The following is a 21,201-nucleotide window of genomic DNA, read 5'->3' as shown; positions in this document are numbered from 1 at the left end:
AGCCAATCAACTGGCGCACGCGCTGATCGCCCGTGGTGTCGGTGCCGAAACCCGCGTTGGCGTAGCGTTGCCGCGCAGTGAGTCGGTAATCGTCGCGCTGCTGGCCGTGCTCAAGGCGGGCGGCGCCTATGTGCCGCTGGACACCAGTTATCCGCGCGAGCGTCTGGCCTATCTGATCGAAGATTCCGGGCTGGCGCTGCTGATCAGCGACTCGTCGGTGTCGGCGCAATTGCCGGTCGATGAAGCGGTGCCGCTGCTGGAACTGGATCGCCTCGATTTGCGTGAGCTGCCGATCAAGGCACCGCAGGTGCAACTCGATCCGCACAACCTCGCCTACGTTATCTACACCTCCGGTTCCACCGGCAACCCGAAAGGCGTCAGCGTCGCGCACGGCCCGTTGGCCATGCACTGTCAGGCCATTGGTCAGCGCTATGAGATGCGTGACAGCGACTGCGAATTCCACTTCATGTCGTTCGCCTTCGATGGTGCCCACGAACGCTGGCTGACCAGCCTGACTCACGGTGCGTCGCTGCTGATTCGCGACGACACGCTGTGGACGCCGGAGCAGACCTACAACGCAATGATCGAACACGGCGTAACCGTGGTCGCCTTCCCGCCGGTGTACTTGCAACAACTGGCCGAACACGCCGAGCGCGTCGGCAATCCGCCGAAGGTGCGTATCTATTGCTTCGGCGGTGATGCGGTGCCGAACGCGAGTTTCGAGCGGGTTAAACGCGCGCTCGATCCGGACTACATCATCAACGGTTACGGCCCGACCGAAACCGTGGTCACCCCACTGATCTGGAAGGCCGGACGCGAAGTGCCATGCGGTGCAGCCTATGCGCCAATCGGCAGCCGCATTGGTGACCGTAGCGCTTATGTGCTCGACGCCGATTTGAACCTGCTGCCGCAAGGCATGGCCGGTGAGTTGTACCTTGGTGGTACAGGGTTGGCGCGGGGTTACCTGAACCGTCCGGGTCTGACCGCCGAGCGCTTTGTCGCTGATCCGTTCAGCACCACCGGCGGTTTGCTTTATCGCACGGGCGACCTGGTGCGTCAGCGTGGCGATGGCACGTTCGACTATCTGGATCGCATCGATAATCAGGTGAAAATTCGTGGCTTCCGCATCGAGCTCGGCGAAGTCGAAGCGGCGCTGCAAGCCCTCGACGGCGTGCGCGAAGCGGTGGTCGTCGCGCAGGAAGGCAGCGCCGGCAGTGGCAAGCGCCTGGTGGCGTATGTAGTCGGCGATGCAGACCGTGCCGGCTTCACCGACGATCTGCGTGCACAACTCAAGGCGACGTTGCCGGCGCACATGGTGCCGGCGTACGTGCTGCGTCTGGAACGCATGCCGCTGACACCGAACGGCAAACTGGATCGCAAGAACCTGCCGAAACCGGACGTCAGCCAACTGCAGCAAACTTACGTTGCACCGCAAACCGCGCTAGAACAGCAACTGGCGACGATCTGGCAGGACGTGCTCAAACTTGAGCAAGTGGGCGTCAGCGACAACTTCTTCGAGCTGGGCGGCGACTCGATCATTTCGATTCAGGTGGTCAGCCGTGCACGGCAGGCCGGGATTCGCTTTACACCGAAAGACCTTTTTCAGCACCAGACCATCGCGGCGTTGGCGTTGGTGGCGCAGACCGGTGAAGCGCTGCAGTCGATTGATCAGCAACCGGTGACGGGCAGCACTGCGCTGTTGCCGATTCATCAGGAATTCTTCGCGCAGGCGATTCCCGATCGTCATCACTGGAACCAGTCGGTGATGCTCAAGCCGAATCAGGCGCTGGACGCGCAGCTGCTGGAACAAGCGCTGGACGCTTTGGTACTGCATCACGACAGCTTGCGTCTGGACTTTGTCGAGCAGGCTGACGGCTGGGTCGCGCAATACCGCGATGCTGCAACGCAAGCGGGCGAGACCATCCTCTGGCAAGTCGAGGTGGCTGATCTCGCGGCGCTGCAGGCCCTGGGTGAAAAGGCCCAGCGCAGCTTGCAATTGAGCGGCGGCTCGCTGATTCGCGCGGTGCTGGCGAACCTGGCTGACGGTACGCAACGCCTGTTGCTGATCGTTCATCACCTGGTAGTCGACGGCGTGTCGTGGCGAATTCTGTTCGAAGACCTGCAGAACGCTTACCGGCAGATCCTTGCCGGTCAACCCGTGCAATTGCCGGCCAAGACCAGTGCGGTCAAAGCCTGGGCAGCGGCCTTGCAGGACTACTCGGCAACCCCGGCGCGGCAGGCAGAATTGAGCTTCTGGCAGCAGCAGTTGCAGGGCGCTTCGGCTGCCTTGCCTTACGACCATCCGGACGGTGGGCAGCAACACGATCAGGCGCTGACGATCCGCCGCAACCTCGACAAAAACCTCACCCGCCAGTTGCTGCAGAACGCTCCGGCCGCCTATCGCACGCAGGTCAACGATCTACTGCTGACGGCACTGGCGCGAGTGATGGTGCGCTGGACCGGTGCTGACAACGCGTTGGTCTTGCTTGAGGGCCACGGTCGCGAAGACCTCTTCGACAACATCGATCTGACCCGCACGGTCGGTTGGTTCACCAGTGTGTTCCCGGCGCGTCTGTCGCCAGTGGCTGAGCTGGGGGCTTCGCTGAAACAGATCAAGGAGCAGTTGCGGGCGATTCCGCACAAAGGCATCGGCTTCGGTGCGCTGGCACATCTGGGCGATGCGCAGGCTCGCGAAACGCTGCAGGCCTTGCCGGCACCGCGCCTGACCTTCAACTATCTGGGCCAGTTCGATGGCAGTTTCGATGTGGCCGACCAAGCCTTGTTCGCACCGACCAGCGAATCCGGTGGCGCCGAAGTCAATATGCAAGGGCCGCTGGGCAACCCGCTGGCGCTGAACGGCAAAGTCTTCGGCGGCGAGTTGGACCTGAGCTGGACTTACAGCGGCGCCATGTTCGACGCGGCGACCATTCAGCGTCTGGCCGATGACTATGTGCAGGAGCTGACAGCACTGATCGGCCACTGTTGCGACAGCGGCAACCGCGGCGTGACGCCGTCGGACTTCCCGCTGGCGCAACTGTCGCAAGCGCAACTGGATGCGCTGGTGCTGGAGCCGCAAGGCATCGATGACATCTACCCGCTATCGCCGATGCAGCAGGGTATGTTGTTCCACACCCTGCTCGAACAGGGCAGTGGCGACTATATCAACCAGATGCGCCTGGACGTCGATGGCGTCGATCCGCAGCGTTTCCGCGCTGCCTGGCAAGCGGTGGTGGATGCCCACGACATTCTGCGCACGGGGTTCTTCTGGCAGGGCGACTTGCCGCAACCGGTGCAAGTGGTGCAACGGCAGGTGGACGTGCCGTTCAGTGTGCTCGACTGGAGCGGCAAGGCTGATCTGGATTCGGCGTTGCAAACCCTGGCTGATGAGGAGCGCGCACTGGGGCTGGACCTGACCTGTGCGCCGCTGCTGCGTCTGGTGCTGGTGCGCACGGCGACTGATCGTCATCACCTGATTTACACCAACCATCACATCCTGATGGATGGCTGGAGCAGTGCGCAATTGCTCGGCGAAGTGCTGCAGCATTATCGCGGCGAAGCGGTGCCGCGTCCGGCGGGTCGCTATCGCGATTACATCGGTTGGCTGCAACGTCAGGATGCAACGGCGGCTGAAGCCTACTGGCTGGCGGCGCTGGAACCTCTGCACGAGCCGACGCGTCTGGCCAATGCCATTGCACGGCCAGTCGATGCTTTGCCAAGTGTCGGTTACGGCGACCATTACCAAGTGCTGGATGCTGATCTGAGCGTGCGTCTGGGTGAATTTGCCCGGGCCTCGAAAGTCACCGTTAACACGCTGGTGCAAGCCGCATGGCTGCTGCTGTTGCAGCGCTACACCGGCAAGGACTGCGTGGCGTTCGGCGCGACCGTGGCCGGGCGTCCGGCGGATCTGCCGGGAGCCGAAGAACAGATCGGTCTGTTCATCAACACCTTGCCTGTGGTGGCCGCGCCGCAAACGCAGCAGAGTCTGGCCAGTTGGCTGCAAGCCGTGCAGGCGCAGAACCTCGCTTCACGCGAGTTCGAACACACGCCGCTGGCGGACCTTCAGCGCTGGGCCGGGCAGGGCGGTGACGCACTGTTCGACAGCCTGATGGTTTTCGAGAACTATCCGATTGGCGAAGCGCTGGAGCGCGGCGCGCCGCAGGGTTTGCGTTTTGGTGCAGTGGTCAATCAGGAACAGACCAACTATCCGTTGACCTTGCTGGTGAGCATGGGCGCGCAACTGTCGGTGCACTTCAGTTACCAGCGCGACAGCTTCGCCCCGGCCAGCGTGGCGCAGTTGGGCGCGAGTCTGCAGCGTTTGCTGACGCAGATGGCTGCAGCAGGTGAACGTTCGTTGAGCGAGTTGAACCTGATCGACCACATCACGAACGTCGACACCGACTTCGTCACCGAGCTATGCATTCATCAAGCCATCGCTCGCCAAGTGACGGCGACCCCGGATGCACTGGCGGTGACCTTCGCCGATACACGATTGACCTACGGCGAACTGGACGCGCAGGCCAACCGTCTCGCGCACAAGTTGATCGAGCTCGGTGTCGGTCCTGAAGTGCGCGTAGGCGTGGCGGTGCCGCGTTCCGAGCAGTTGCTGATTGCGCTGTTGGCGGTGCTCAAGTCGGGTGGCGCTTATGTGCCGCTGGACCCGGATTACCCGGCCGATCGCGTTGCCTACATGCTTGAAGACAGCCGTGCACGAGTGCTGCTCACCGAGCAAGCAGTCGCGGCGACGCTGAGCGTGCCGGGCGATACGCAGGTGCTGCTGATGGATCAGGATTCGCTGAGCGGTTATTCAGCCGTCGCACCGCAAACCAAAGTGCAGCCGGACAACCTCGCGTATGTGATCTACACCTCCGGTTCCACCGGCAAACCGAAAGGCGTGGCGATTGCCCACCGCAATGTCATGGCGCTGATCGATTGGTCGGCCAAGGTCTACAGCCGTGACGACATTCAAGGCGTGCTGGCGTCAACTTCGGTGTGCTTCGACCTGTCGGTGTGGGAGCTGTTTGTCACGTTGGCCAATGGCGGTTCGCTGATCATCGCGCGCAACGCGCTGGAGTTGCCGAACCTGCCGGCGCGCGATCAGGTACGCCTGATCAACACCGTGCCGTCGGCCATCGCTGCGCTGCAACGCGCCGGGCAGATTCCGCCGAGCGTGCGCATCATCAACCTGGCCGGTGAGCCGCTGAAACAAGGGCTGGTCGACGCGCTGTATCAACAGCCCACCGTTGAGCATGTCTACGACCTTTACGGCCCGTCGGAAGACACCACCTATTCGACGTGGACTCATCGCACCGCCGGTGGCCAGCCGCGCATCGGTCGTGCTCTCGATCACAGCGCCAGTCACTTGCTCGACGCCGATCTGCAAGCGGTACCGCACGGGGTTTCGGCGGAGCTGTACTTGTCTGGTGCCGGCATCACCCGCGGTTATCTGGGTCGTGCGGCGATGACCGCTGAGCGCTTTGTGCCGAACCCGTTGGTTGGCAATGGCGAGCGCATGTACCGCACCGGCGACCTGATTCGTGAACGCGAAGAGGGCGAGCTGGAGTACATGGGGCGGATCGACCATCAGGTGAAAATTCGTGGATTCCGCATCGAACTGGGCGAGATCGAGGCGCGATTGCTCGCGCAACCGGTGGTCACCGAAGCGGCGGTGCTTGCCGTTGAAGGCGAGGGCGGTGCGCAACTGGTGGCCTACGTGGTCGCCGCGCAACTGGATCTGTATGACGGTGAAGCGCAGCGGCAACTGCGCGACGGACTAAAGACTGGCCTCAAGTCTTCGTTACCTGACTACATGATTCCCGCGCACCTGCTGTTCCTTGAGCAGTTGCCACTGACGCCCAACGGCAAACTCGACCGCAAGGCCCTGCCAGCGGTGGATGCCAGCCAGATGCAGGCCGCGTATGTCGCGCCGCAGAGTGAGCTTGAGCAGCAGGTCGCGGCGATCTGGCAGCAAGTGCTCGAGGTTGAACGCATTGGTCTGAACGATCACTTCTTCGAACTGGGCGGGCACTCGCTGCTGGCGGTCAACGTGGTGTCGCGCATGGCCCTTGAACTGGGCCTGACGCTGACCCCGCAACTGTTATTCCAGCACCCCGTCCTGAGCGACTTTGTCGCTCGACTCGATACAGAAGGCGGGGCAATCAACGAACAGAAACTGAACAAGCTGGAAGCCCTGCTTGACGATATGGAGGAAGTCTGATGGACAAGAGTGTTGCTTTGAGGGTAGCCAAGCGCTTTATCACTCTGCCGCTGGACAAACGTAAGCTGTACCTGGAAAAGATGCTCGAAGAGGGCGTCTCTCCGGCCAACCTGCCGATCCCGGAAACACGTTCCGGGTTTGCAGCGATTCCTCTGTCGTACGCTCAGGAACGCCAACTGTTCCTCTGGCAAATGGACCCGCACAGCACCGCGTATCACATTCCCAGCGCCTTGCGCCTCAAGGGGCAGCTGGACGTGGCGGCGCTGGAGCGCAGCTTCAATGCCGTGGCCGCGCGTCATGAAAGTTTGCGCACCACGTTCGCCGAGCACGGCGAAACTTTCTGTCAGGTGATTCACCCGCAGTTGCCGCTGAGCATCACCCTGGCCCCTTTACCGGCCGGCCTCGACACCGCTGGCGCAGAGGCGGCGATCAAGGCGTTCGTCGAAAGCGAAACCACGCGCCCGTTCAATCTGCAACAGGGGCCGCTGCTGCGCGTGGCATTGCTCAAGGTCGCCGATGACGATCATGTGCTGGTGTTGATCCAGCACCACATCATCTCCGATGGCTGGTCGATCAAAGTGCTGGTCAACGAGTTGATCCAGCATTACGCCGCCGACACCGCCGGGCAGCCACTGGCATTGCCGGAACTGGAGGTGCAATACGCCGACTACGCGATCTGGCAGCGTCACTGGCTGGAAGCGGGCGAGCGTGAGCGGCAACTGGCTTACTGGATCAAGACGCTGGACGGCGAGCAGCCGGTGCTGGAATTGCCCATCGACTTTCCGCGCCCGGCGGTGCAAAGCCTGCGCGGTGCACGTCTGCAACTGGACCTGCCAGCCGCCCTCGGCGATGCGCTCAAACAACTGGCCCAGCGTGAAGGCGCGAGCCTGTTCATGGTGTTGCTGGCGTCGTTCCAGGCGTTGCTGCATCGCTACAGTGGCCAGGCGCAGATTCGTGTCGGCGTGCCGACTGCCAACCGCAACCGGGTCGAAACTGAAGGCCTGATTGGCTTCTTCGTCAACACCCAGGTCTTGAATGCCGAGGTCAATGGTCAACTGCCGTTCAACCAATTGCTGGCGCAGGTCAAGCAAGCGGCGATGGCCGCCCAAGCGCATCAGGATCTGCCGTTCGAGCAGTTGATCGAAGCGCTGCAACCGGAACGCAGCCTGAGCCACAGCCCGGTGTTCCAAGTGATGTTCAACCATCAGACCAGCCGTGATCAGGGCCGTGGCGCGGTGCAACTGCCGCAACTGAGCGTCGAGGATGTGCAGTGGGAAGGGCGCACCGCGCAATTCGACCTGACCCTCAATACCTATGAATCGAATGACGGTTTTGCCGCCGAGCTGACCTACGCCACCGATCTGTTCAAACCGGAAACCGTCGAGCGTCTGGCCCGTCACTGGCAGAACCTGTTGCAAGGCATCATCACCGCGCCAACCCAGCGTGTCGGCGAACTGCCGCTGCTGGACAGCGCTGAACACGGCGTGTTGTTGCAGGACTGGTTGCGCGTGGCGGATCACAGTGCGCAGGCCGAGTGCGTGCAGCAGGACTTTGCCTTGCAGGCGCAACAAAACCCGCAGGCCACGGCGCTGATCATCGGCGACGAGGTGCTGACGTATGGCGAACTGGATACCCGGGCCAATCAACTGGCGCATCACCTGATCAAGGCCGGCGTCGGCCCGGATCAGTTGGTCGGCATCGCGGTCGAGCGCAGCGTTGAGATGATCGTCGGCCTGCTGGCGATCCTCAAGGCCGGTGGCGCTTATGTGCCGCTGGACCCGGCGTATCCCGAGGATCGTCTGGCCTACATGATCGAAGACAGCGGTCTGCAATTGCTGCTGACCCAAACGCACTTGCAGGCGCAATTGCCGATCCCGGCGGGTGTGCAAACCCTGTTGCTCGATCAGCCCGGTGACTGGCTGGCGGCTTACCCACAGACCGCGCCGGACGTTGCCGTCAATGGCGAACACTTGGCGTACACGATCTACACCTCTGGCTCTACCGGCAAACCGAAAGGCGTGATGGTACGCCACGCGGCGCTGCGCAACTTTGTCGCGAGCATGATCAAGCAGCCGGGGATTGCCGCTGCGGATCGCATGCTGTCGCTGACCACGTTCTCCTTCGATATTTTCGGCCTGGAAATCTACGGCCCGCTGCTCGCCGGCGCCTGTGTGGTACTGACCGGCAAGGACGTGCATCAAGACCCGCAAGCGGTGCTCGAACTGATCGAGCGTCATGCCGTCAGCGTGCTGCAAGCCACGCCATCGACCTGGCGCATGCTGCTCGACAACGAACACGCAGCGATTCTCAAGGGCCGCACGTTCCTCTGTGGCGGTGAAGCGCTGCCGCAGGAACTGGCCCAGCGCATGCTGGCGCTGACGCCGAGTGTGTGGAACCTGTATGGCCCGACCGAAACCACGATCTGGTCGGCGCAACATGCGCTGAGCGTGGACGACAGTCGTCCATTCCTTGGCACGCCGATCGACAACACCGCGCTGTACATCCTCGGCAGCGACCTTGAGTTGAATCCGCTCGGCGCACCCGGTGAATTGCTGATTGGTGGTGACGGTCTGGCGCGTGGTTATTTCCAGCGTCCGAGCCTGACCGCTGAACGTTTTGTGCCGGATCCGTTTTCGGCAAACGGCGCGCGTCTGTACCGCACCGGCGACCTGACCCGTTATCGCGCAGAAGGCGTGATCGAGTACATCGGGCGCATCGACCATCAAGTGAAAATCCGTGGTTTCCGTATCGAGCTTGGCGAGATCGAAGCGCGCTTGCTTGCGTTGGACAGCGTGCGTGAAACCGTCGTCGTCGCTCAGGACGGCCCGACCGGTCCGCAACTGGTCGGCTATGTGGTGCCGTCCGCCAGTGCTGTTGACGAAGTCGAACTGCGCGCCGCACTGAAAGCCAGCCTCAAGGCTGAGCTGCCGGAATACATGGTGCCGGCGCACCTGTTGTTCCTCGCGCAACTGCCGCTGACGCCCAACGGCAAAGTCGACCGCAAAGCCTTGCCGGCACCCGACGCCAGCCAGTTGCAATCGACTTACAGCGCGCCGCAAACCGCCACCCAACACACCGTCGCCGAGATCTGGCAAGCGGTGCTCAAGCTTGAGCGTGTCAGCCTCAGTGACAACTTCTTCGAACTCGGCGGCCATTCCTTGCTGGTAACGCAAGTGGTCTCCCGTGTGCGTCAGGCGCTGAACGTTCAGGTGCCGCTGCGCACGCTGTTCGAACACAGCACGCTGGAAGATTTCGTTGCTGCATTGGGTGTCGATCAAGCCACTCAGGAACCACCGATTGTTGCCTTGCCACGCCTGCAACCGCTGGCGCTTTCCTATGCACAGGAACGCCAATGGTTCCTCTGGCAGCTGGAACCGACCAGCAGCGCTTATCACGTTCCGGCGGCACTGCGTCTGCGTGGCGAACTGGATCTGCCGGCGTTGCAGCAAAGCTTCAATGCGCTGATCGAGCGCCACGAGTCCCTGCGCACCTGCTTCGTCGAAGAGCAGGGCCAGACCCTGCAAGTGATTCAGGCCCACGGCACGCTGAATCTGCAAGTGCAGGACGTTGCCGGGCTGGACGATGCAGCGTTGCAAGCGCTGGTCGCCGCAGAAACCCTGCACCTGTTCAATTTGCAGCAAGGCCCGTTGCTGCGGGTGAAACTGCTGCGCCTGGCCGCCGATGACCATGCGCTGGTGATCACCTTGCACCACATCGTCTCCGATGGCTGGTCGATGAACATCATGGTCGATGAACTGGTGGCGCTCTATGCCGCCTACAGCCAGAGGCAGACCGCGACATTGCCCGCGCTGCCGGTGCAATACGCCGACTACGCCGTGTGGCAGAAACAGTGGATGGACGCCGGCGAGCGCGAGCGTCAACTGAGCTACTGGACCGCGCAACTCGGCGATGGCGATCAGCCGTTGCTGGAGCTGCCGACCGATCGTCCGCGTCCCGCCGAGCAAAGCTATCGCGGCGCGCGTCGCGACATCCCGCTGAGCCTCGAACTGGCCACTGCCCTCAAGCACGTCGCGCAGCGTGAAAACGTCACCCTGTTCGCGCTGCTGCTGGCGTCGTTCCAGACCTTGCTGCACCGCTACAGCGGTCAGGCCGACATCCGTGTCGGCGTGCCAGTGGCCAACCGTAATCGGGTCGAGACTGAAGGGCTGATTGGCTTTTTCGTCAACACTCAGGTACTCAAGGCCGAATTCGACAGCCAGCAGACGTTCCGCAGCCTGTTGCAACAAGTGAAGAACACCGTGCTCGGCGCTCAGGCCCATCAGGATCTGCCGTTCGAGCAACTGGTCGACGCGCTGCAACCGGAACGCAGCCTCAGCCACAGCCCGCTGTTCCAGGTGATGCACAACCACCAGAGCCAGGCGCGTCAGGCGCAGGGCGCGACACGCCTGCCGCAACTGCAGATCGAAGGCTTGCCTTGGGCGTCCAATACCGCGCAGTTCGATCTGACGCTGAACACCTTTGAGTCGACCGACAATGTCTGGGCCGAGCTGACTTACGCCACCGACCTGTTCGACGTCGAGACCATCGAGCGTCTGTCGCAACACTGGACGAATCTGCTGCAAGGCATCGTCGCCGACAGCGCCCAGCGTATCGCCGAACTGCCACTGCACGATGCCACCGAGCGCGGCGCGACCCTGCTGCAATGGAACCCGGCCGTGGCCGACTTCCCAAGCGAGCAGTGCCTGCATCACTTGATCGAAGCCCAGGCCGCCCGCGCACCGTACGCGGTTGCCGTGACGTATGCCGAGCAGTCCTTGAGCTACTTTGAGCTCAACAGCCGCGCCAACCAGTTGGCGCACAAGCTGATTGCCAGCGGCGTCGGCCCGGACGTGCGCGTCGGTCTGGCAGCCGAACGCAGTCTCGACATGCTGGTCGGACTGCTCGCCATTCTCAAGGCGGGCGGTGCTTACGTGCCGCTGGACCCAAGCTACCCGGAAGAGCGCCTGAGCTACATGATTGGCGACAGCGGCATTGGCCTGCTGTTGACCCAAAGCCATCTGCTCGGTCGTCTGCCGGTGCCGGATTCGGTGCGCAGCCTGATGCTCGATCAGGATCGCGAAGACCTCGAGGGCTACAGCGACAGCAATCCGCACGTGAGCATGAGCGCGGATAACCTGGCGTACGTGATCTACACCTCGGGATCGACCGGCCAGCCCAAAGGCACCTTGCTCGCCCATCGCAATGTGCTGCGCCTGTTCGAAGCCACTGATGCCTGGTTCGATTTCGGCCCTTCAGATGTGTGGAGCCTGTTCCACTCCTATGCGTTCGACTTCTCCGTGTGGGAGATTTTCGGCGCGTTGCTGTACGGCGGCAAACTGGTGGTGGTGCCTTACGAGGTCAGCCGTGCGCCGGAAGATTTCTTTGCCTTGCTGTGCCGCGAAGGCATCACCGTGCTCAACCAGACGCCTTCGGCGTTCAAGCAGTTGATGCAAGTCGCCTGTGCTCCGGAGCACGCCGCGCAACAACTGGCGCTGCGTTACGTGGTGTTTGGCGGTGAAGCACTGGAAGTGAAGAGCCTGCGTCCATGGTTCGAGCGTTTCGGCGATCAGGCGCCGCAACTGATCAACATGTACGGCATCACTGAAACCACCGTGCACGTGACCTACCGGCCGTTGTCGATGGCCGATTTGCAGCGTGACGCGAGCAGCCCGATCGGCGAGCCGATTCCTGACCTGTCGTGGTACCTGCTCGACGGCGACCTGAACCCGGTAGCCAAGGGCTGCATCGGCGAGCTGTATGTTGGTCGCGCCGGTCTGGCGCGCGGTTATCTGAACCGTGCCGATCTGACTACGTTGCGCTTCATCCCCGATCCGTTTGCCGCTGACGGCGGTCGTCTGTACCGCACCGGCGACCTGGCGCGTTATCGCGCTGACGGCGTGATCGAATACATCGGGCGGATCGACCATCAGGTGAAGATTCGCGGTTTCCGTATCGAACTCGGTGAGATCGAAGCGCAACTGCTCGAACAGACTGCCGTGCGTCAGGCGGTGGTGCTGGCGCAACCGGGCCTCAGTGGTCAGCAACTGGTTGCTTGGCTAGTGCCGAACGATGCGGCGTTGCTCGACGCCAGCGCCGCTGAGCAAGCGCAATGGCGCGACAGCGTGCGTGCCGAGCTCAAGGAAAACCTGCCGGATCACATGATCCCGGCGCACCTGTTGCTGCTCGGGCAATTGCCGCTGACGGCCAACGGCAAGCTCAACCGCAGCGCGTTGCCGTCGCCGGATGCCAGTCAGGCGCAGCAGGCCTATCAGGCGCCGCAAAGCGAGCTGGAACAGCGCTTGGCGGCGATCTGGCAAGACGTGCTGAAGCTGCCGCAAGTGGGCCTCAACGATAACTTCTTCGAATTGGGTGGCGACTCGATCATTTCGATTCAGGTGGTCAGCCGCGCACGGCAGGCCGGCATTCGGCTGAATCCGAAAGACTTGTTCCAGCACCAGACCATTCAGCGTCTGGCGCTGGTCGCGCAGTTGGGCGACGATGAAACGAGCATCGACCAGCAAGCGGTCACCGGCGCGGCGTTGTTGCTGCCGATCCAGCAGCAGTTTTTCGAAGACGATATCCCTGAGCGTCAGCACTGGAACCAGTCGGTGTTGCTCAAGCCGCGTCAGCCGCTGGACGCGGAGAAAATCGAGCAAGTATTGCGCGCGCTGGTCGCGCATCACGATGCCTTGCGCCTGAGCTTCACTCTGCACAACGGCGTGTGGCAGGCCGAGCACCGCGCGATTGAAGCGCAGCCGCACAACCTGCTGTGGCAAGAAGACGTCACCGATGCCGCTGCGCTGGAAGCCTTGGGCAATCGTGCCCAGCGCAGCCTCGACCTGCAGAGCGGGCCGTTGCTACGGGCGGTGCTGGTGAATCTGGCCGATGGTACTCAGCGTTTGCAGCTGGTGATCCATCACCTGGCTGTCGACGGTGTGTCGTGGCGGATTCTGCTGGAGGATCTGCAAAACGCTTATCAACAAGTGCTCGACGGTCAGCCCCTGAACCTGCCGTCCAAAACCAGTGCCTTCAAGGACTGGAGCGAGCACTTGCAGCGCTACGCCAACAGCGCGGCGTTGCAACAGGAACTGGCTTACTGGCAGGCATGCCTGAGTGATGTCGGCAGCGATCTGCCGTGCAAGCGGATGGACGCCGGTCAGCAGAACAGACTGGCGCAGACGGTACAGACCAAACTGGGCGCGGAGCTGACCCGACAACTGTTGCAAGAAGCGCCGGCGGCTTATCGCACTCAGGTCAACGACCTGTTGTTGACGGCGCTGGCGCGGGTGATCGGGCGCTGGAGCGGGCAGTCATCGACGCTGATTCAGCTCGAAGGCCATGGCCGTGAAGAGCTGTTCGACGGCGTCGATCTGACCCGCACCGTGGGCTGGTTCACCAGTCTGTTCCCGGTGCGTCTGACCCCGGCGGCTACGCCGGGCGAGTCGATCAAGCAGATCAAGGAACAACTGCGCTCGATCCCCAACAAGGGCATCGGTTTCGGTGCGCTGCGTCACCTTGGCGATGCTCAGGCACAACAGAGCCTGCGCACCTTGCCGACCCCGCGCATCACCTTCAACTACCTCGGCCAGTTCGACGGCAGTTTCGAGGGCGATGACGGCGCGCTGTTCGCTCCGGCGCCGGACAATGCCGGTCTCGACCAGAGCCCGGACGCGCCAATGGGTAACTGGCTGACCCTCAACGGTCAGGTGTATGGCGGTGAACTGCGCGTGGGCTGGACCTTCAGCAGCGAGCGTTTCGACAACGCCGTGATCGAAGCACTGGCGGCGGATTACGCCAAAGAACTGGCCGCTTTGATCGAGCATTGCCTGACCCCGGGCGTCGAAGGCCTGACGCCGTCGGACTTCCCTTTGGCGGCGCTGACCCAGGCACAACTCGACGGCTTGCCTTTGCCGGTCCAGCAGATTGCCGATGTCTATCCGCTGTCGGCGATGCAGCAGGGCATGTTGTTCCACAGTCTCTACGAACAGGCCACCGGTGATTACATCAACCAGGTCCGTCTCGACGTCGAAGGCCTCGACCCGCAGCGCTTCCAGCAGGCCTGGCAAGCGGCGGTGGATAACCACGACATCCTGCGCACCAGTTTTGTCTGGCAAGGTGAACTGGCGCGCCCGGTGCAAGTGGTGCACAAGCAACTGGACATGCCATTCAGCGTGCTCGACTGGCGCGAGCGGGGCGACTGCCGGACTGAACTGGACACGCTGGCCAGTGCCGAGCAGGCGCAAGGTTTCGACCTGAGTCAGGGGCCGCTATTGCGTATGGTCGTGGTGCGCCTGGACGATCAGCGCTGCCATTTGATCTACACCAACCACCACATCCTGATGGACGGCTGGAGCAACTCGCAGTTGCTCGGCGAAGTGCTGCAGCGCTACAGCGGCATTGCCCAGCCGACGCTGGCCGGGCGTTATCGCGATTACATCGAATGGCTGCAGCGTCAGGACGTGCAGGCCAGCGAACATTACTGGACCGCGCAACTGGCTGACCTGGAAGCGCCAACCCTGTTGGCGCAAGCACTTCAGGCGCAGCGTGGCGACGCCCCGCGAGACGGTCATGGCGAACATTTCTGTGTGCTCGACGCGGCGCAAACCCGGCAGTTGGGCGAGTTTGCCCGGCAGCAGAAAGTCACCCTCAACACGCTGATTCAAGCGGCCTGGTTGCTGTTGTTGCAGCGCTTGACCGGTCAACAGAACGTCGCATTCGGCGCTACGGTGGCGGGGCGTCCGGCGGAACTCAAAGGTGTCGAGCAGCAGATCGGTTTGTTCATCAATACCTTGCCGGTGATCGCCAGCCCACGTTCGCAATCGAGCGTAGGTGAGTGGTTGCAGAGCGTGCAGGCGCAGAATCTGACGTTGCGCGAGCATGAACACACGCCGTTGTTCGACATTCAGCGGTGGGCGGCGCGCAACGGTGAAGCGTTGTTCGACAACATTCTGGTGTTTGAAAACTACCCGGTGTCCGAGGCGCTGGAGCAGGGCGCGCCGCAGGAATTGCGCTTCGGCGAGATCAACAACCATGAGCAGACCAACTATCCGCTGACGCTGTTGGTACATCTGAGCGATGAGTTGTCGATGCACTTCAGCTACCAGTGCGACAGCTTTGCGGCGCACAGCATTGTGCAGCTCGGCGGGTTCTTGCAGCACCTGCTCGGGCAAATGAGCGAGTCGGGCGAACGTACGCTCAGCGAGTTGAACCTGATCGATAATGTCACGAGCGTCGAGACCGATTTCGTCGCCGAGCGGTGCATTCATCAAGCCATCGCTCGCCAAGTGGCGGCGACTCCGGATGCGCTTGCGGTGACCTTCGCCGATACACAACTGACCTACGCTGAACTGGATGCGCAGGCCAATCGTCTGGCGCACAAGTTGGTCGAGTTGGGTGTCGGCCCGGAAGTGCGCGTGGGCGTGGCGATGCCGCGTTCCGAGCAGTTGCTGATTGCGCTGTTGGCAGTGCTCAAGTCGGGTGGCGCGTATGTGCCGCTGGACCCGGATTACCCGGCGGATCGCGTTGCCTACATGCTCGAAGACAGCCGTGCGCGGGTGCTGCTCACCGAGCAAGCGGTCGCTGCGACGCTGAGCGTACCGGGCGATACGCAAGTGCTGCTGATGGATCAGGTTTCGCTGAACGCTTATCCGGCTAGCGCACCTCAAACATCGGTCATACCGGACAACCTCGCCTACGTGATCTACACCTCCGGTTCCACTGGCAAACCGAAAGGCGTGGCGATTGCCCATCGCAACGTCATGGCGCTGATTGGCTGGTCGGCCAAGGTTTACAGCCGCGACGACATCCAAGGCGTGCTGGCCTCGACTTCGGTGTGCTTCGACCTGTCGGTGTGGGAGCTGTTTGTCACCTTGGCCAATGGTGGTTCGCTGATCATTGCGCGCAATGCTCTCGAACTGCCGCAGTTGCCAGCGCGTGATCAGGTACGCCTGATCAACACCGTGCCGTCGGCCATCGCTGCACTGCAACGCGCCGGACAGATCCCCGCGAGCGTGCGCATCATCAATCTGGCCGGCGAACCGCTCAAGCAAGGCCTGGTCGACGCGTTGTATCAGCAGTCGACGGTCGAGCACGTCTACGACCTCTATGGCCCGTCGGAAGACACCACCTATTCGACCTGGACCCGCCGCGTTGCCGGTGGTCAGGCGCGCATTGGTCGTGCCCTGAACTACACCGCCAGCCATCTGCTCGATGCCGATCTGCACGTTGTGCCGCAAGGTGTGTCGGCGGAGCTGTACCTCTCCGGTGCCGGCATAACGCGCGGTTATCTGGGCCGTGCGGCCATGACCGCCGAGCGGTTTGTGCCCAATCCACTCGCCAGCAACGGTGAGCGCATGTACCGCACTGGCGACCTGATTCGTGAACGCGAAGAGGGTGAGCTGGAGTACATGGGGCGGATCGACCATCAGGTGAAGATTCGCGGTTTGCGTATCGAACTCGGCGAAATCGAAGCGCGCCTGGTGGCGCATGACGGCGTACGCGAAGCGGTCGTGGTGGCCAGTGAAGTGCAGGGCAGCCAGCAGTTGATCGCCTACCTTGTGCCGAGTGATCCGGCGACGGTCGACGCCAGCGCCGAGCAGCAACGTCAGTTGCATGACAGCCTCAGTACCTGGCTGGGCGCAACGCTGCCGGATTACATGGTGCCGACCCATCGTCTGTGGCTGGCGCAAATGCCGCTCACGCCCAATGGCAAGATTGATCGCAAGCGCTTGCCGATTCTGGAACTCACGGCGGCGCAACAACACGTCGACCCGGTCAATGCCACCGAGCAGGCGTTGGTGGAGATCTGGAAAGACGTGCTGGGGCTGGCACAGGTCAGCACCAGCGACAGCTTCTTCGCCCTGGGCGGCGATTCGATCATTTCGATTCAAGTGGTCAGCCGCGCCCGTCAGCAAGGCCTGGAACTGAGTCCGAAGGACCTGTTCCAGCACCCGACGATTGCGCAATTGGCCCTGCGCGTCGAAGCCTCCTGCGATAAGCCGGTGGCAGCACTGATCGAGGTGCCGCTGCATGGTCTGAGTGAGGTGCAAGTCGCGCAATTGCCGCTGCCGCAAGATCAGTTGGCAGGTCTTTATCGTCTGTCGCCGATGCAGCAGGGCATGCTGTTCCTCGGCCTGAACGCGCCGGAGTCGGATCTCTACATCAACCAGTTGTGCATTCCGGTGCAGGGCCTTGACCCCGCGCGGTTGAAAGACGCCTGGGCAACCGTCAGCCGACGCCACGATATCCTGCGCACCGGATTCCTCTGGCAGGACATGGCCGAGCCGCTGCAATTCGTCCTCGCCGATCCGCAATTGCCAATCAGCCTGCTTGACTGGCGCGAGCAGAATCACTCGGCCGAAGCGCTGCAAGCGTTGGCCGATGCCGAGCGAGCCAAGGGCTTCGATCTCGATCAGCCGCCGCTGCAACGCCTGACGCTGGTGCAAGTGGGCGAGGACAGCTATCAACTGATCTGGACCTACCACCACATTCTGCTCGACGGCTGGAGCAGTTCGCAGTTGATCGGTGAGGTGTTGAGCCAATACTCCGGCAAGCCATTGGCCGACGCCGTGCCGTACCGCCGCTATATCAACTGGCTGCAACAGCAGGATGGCAACGCCAGTGAAGGGTTCTGGCGTCAGCACCTGAGTCAGCTCGACGAGCCGACTTATCTGGCCGACGCCGTGGCGCGCACCGGCAGCGGTCGTGGCCACGAAGCGTTGTACAGCCGCCTGGGCGAAGAACGTACCGAACAGCTCAAAGCCTTCGCGCAAGCACAGCAAGTCACCCTCAATACCTTGGTGCAGGGCGCGTGGCTGATGCTGCTCAGCCGTTACAGCGGTCAGCGTTGTGTGGCGTTCGGCGCCACGGTGGCGGGGCGCCCGGCGAGTCTGCGGGCGTCGGAATCGATCCTCGGTCTGTTCATCAACACCTTGCCGGTGATCAAGGATGTACCGGCCGAGCAGGCGGTCGGCGACTGGCTGCGCGACTTGCAGGACTTCAACCTGGAAATGCGTGAGCGCGAATACACCCCGCTCACCGACGTGCAGCGCTGGGCCGGACGTGCCGGGCAATCGCTGTTCGACAGCATCATCGTGTTCGAGAACCACCCGATCGACCAAGCGCTGCGCGAGTGGCGCGATGACTCGCTGAAGTTCGGCGAGATCAGCAACGCCGGCCTGACCAACTTCCCGATGGACTTGATGGTCACCCTCGAAGAGGGGCTGGTGATCGAGTACATGTTCCTGCGCGAGCATTTCGACCGGGCGACCGTTGAAGGCATTCGCAGCAACATGGAAGGCTTGCTTGCGGCGTTGGCACAGGATGCGGCGCAACCGCTGGGGCGCATTGGTCTGCCAACGGGGCAGGCGGCTACCGCGCAGGTTGTGCCGGCCGCTTCGCAAGCACCGGCCGTGCATCAGCGGATCGCTCAATGGGCGGCGCAGCGTGGTGAGCAGACGGCGCTGATCTTCAATGGCCAGACCTTCAGTTACGGGCAGATCGACGCCCGCGCCAACCGTCTGGCCCATGCGCTGATCGCTGAAGGCGTCGGCCCGGAAATACGCGTCGGCGTGGCGTTGCCGCGTAGCGAAAACATGATCGTGGCGTTGCTCGCGGTGCTCAAGGCTGGTGGCGCTTATGTGCCGCTGGATGCGACCTATCCGCGTGAGCGCCTGAGTTATCTGATGCGCGATTCCGGAATTGCCTTGCTGCTCAGTGATTCGAGTCTGCGTCAGGTGCTGCCAACGCAGGACAACCTGCATGTGCTGGAGCTCGATCAACTGGATCTGAGCGCGCACTCCGCCAGCGCACCGGATGTTGCGGTGCAACCGGGCAATCTCGCCTACGTGATCTATACCTCCGGTTCGACCGGCCAGCCGAAAGGCGTCGGTGTCGCTCACGGCCCGTTGGCGATGCACTGCCAGGCGATCGGTCAGCGTTATGAAATGAGTGAGGCCGATTGCGAGCTGCACTTCATGTCGTTCGCGTTCGACGGCGCGCATGAGCGCTGGTTGACCACTCTGACACACGGCGCGCGTTTGCTGATCCGTGACGACAGCCTGTGGACCGCCGAGCAGACGTACAGCGCTCTGCATGAATACGACGTAACCGTGGCCGCGTTCCCGCCAGTGTATTTGCAGCAACTGGCCGAACACGCCGAGCAAGACGGCAATCCGCCGGCGGTGCGTATTTACTGCTTCGGTGGCGATGCCGTGCCGTTGGCGAGTTTCGAACTGGCCAAACGTGCGCTCAAGCCGCAATACATCATCAACGGTTACGGGCCGACGGAAACCGTGGTCACACCGCTGATCTGGAAGGCCGGTGCGGATGATCAGTGCGGTGCGGCCTACGCGCCAATCGGCAGTGTGGTCGGCGAGCGCAGCGGTTATGTGCTCGACGCTGACCTCAATCCATTACCCGCGGGCGTTGCCGGTGAACTGTACCTGGGCGGCGCGCTGGCCCGTGGTTATCTGGGCCGTGCCGGCGGCACCGCCGAGCGCTTTGTGGCCAACCCGTTCAGCACCGACGGCAGTCGTCTGTATCGCACCGGTGACCTGGTTCGCCAGCGCGAGGACGGCACTGTCGACTACTTGGGACGGATCGACCATCAGGTAAAAATCCGTGGTTTCCGCATTGAGCTGGGTGAAGTCGAGGCGCGTCTCAAGCAGCAGCCAGGCGTGCGCGACGCGGCCGTGGTGGCCCGTGAGGGGGCCAGTGGCAAGCAATTGCTCGGCTACGTGTTGGCGAATGCCGATACGCAAACCGATGGTTTGTGCGAACGCCTGCGCGAGCAGCTCAAGGCCAGCTTGCCGGACTACATGGTGCCTGCGCACCTGATGTTGCTCGACCGCATGCCATTGACGCCGAACGGCAAGCTTGACCGCAAGGCGCTGCCGAACCCGGACGCTGAACAGCGTCAGGATTACCTGGCGCCGCGCACTGAGCTGGAAAAGGCCCTGGCGAAGATTTGGCAGGAGGTGCTGAAAATCGAACGCGTCGGCCTCACCGACAACTTCTTCGAACTGGGCGGTGATTCGATTCTCAGCCTGCAAGTGGTGGCCCGTAGTCGTGTGCTCAAGGCTCAGGGGCTGAGCCTGAAACTGCGCGACCTGATGCAGAAACCGAGCATCGCCGAACTGGTCGCCAGTGTGCAGGGCAGCGCCGAAAAAGCTTCCGGGCTGTTGGCGATGAACGCAGAGGTCAAGGGCGTTGCGCCGCTGTTCTGCATCCACGCAGGCTTCGGCACGGTGTTCGACTACGAGCCGTTGGCGCGCCGTTTGAGCGGTCGTCGTCAGGTGTTGGCAATTCAGTCGCGCATGCTCTTGGACCCGGCATTCAACGATGTGTCGTTGCAGAGCATGGCCAGCGCTTACGTGGCGCAGATTCGCGAGAAGCAGCCACACGGGCCGTATCACTTGTTGGGCTGGTCGCTGGGCGGGACGTTGGCGATGTTGATGGCCGCGCAATTGGAACAGGCTGGTCAGACCGTGAAATTCGTCGGCCTGGTGGACAGCTTCGTGCCGTCGGCCAAGGTCAACGAAGGCGCAGTGGATGACTGGCAGGCTGATCTGCGCGATTTCCTGCGGGTGACCCTGCCGGATGCTGCGCAGGACTTGAGCATCGACGGTGAGGAAACACCGCAGAACCTGCGGGCACTGTTCGCCGGCGCCATGAGTGTCGAACGTGGCGCTTCAACCTACGTGGCACTCGGCGCCGATGAACTGGCCCATGTGTTCAGCGTGGCACGCCGGCTCAAGCAATTGTCGTTGCAACTGGATCGCTGTGCTCCGTTGGCGGTCAATCCGATCTGCTGGTGGACGCTGGGTCGCGAAGAGGAGGCTGTGGAACTGGCGGCGCAACTTGAGCAACCGGGTATGGGCGGCGAATGGCTCGATTGCGGGCACTTCCAGATCCCGCGCGATGAAACTTTCCTGTCCGAGGCTGAAGAAATGCTCGGCGAGATCGTTGAACCAGTAGCCATGTCCTGA

General features: G+C 62.4%; 2 protein-coding genes (1 of these 2 only partly in view). Both read left to right on the top strand.

Annotated features, from left to right (window positions below; translation table 11 throughout):
• Window positions 1-6,214, top strand: partial view of a non-ribosomal peptide synthetase gene (locus ACOYXE_RS13020; RefSeq protein WP_460929543.1) — the 3' portion only. The gene continues 6,107 nt to the left of window position 1, outside the view; the window shows 6,214 of its 12,321 coding nt (coding positions 6,108-12,321); its start codon lies beyond the left edge, outside the window; the stop codon is at window positions 6,212-6,214.
• Entirely contained in the window at window positions 6,214-21,201 is a 14,988-nt protein-coding gene (locus ACOYXE_RS13015; RefSeq protein ID WP_460929541.1) for a non-ribosomal peptide synthase/polyketide synthase, read from the top strand. Before ACOYXE_RS13020 ends, ACOYXE_RS13015 begins: the two co-directional genes overlap by 1 nt.

The organism is Pseudomonas sp. MC6, from assembly GCF_054790575.1.
Note: the sequence above shows the minus strand (reverse complement) of the source record. Positions and strands in the feature narration are given on the sequence as shown.

What these genes read in the sequence shown, in the direction of transcription:
- ACOYXE_RS13015 (WP_460929541.1), top strand. Translation starts at nt 6,214, where the DNA reads ATGGACAAGAGTGTTGCTTTGAGGGTAGCCAAGCGCTTTATCACTCTG.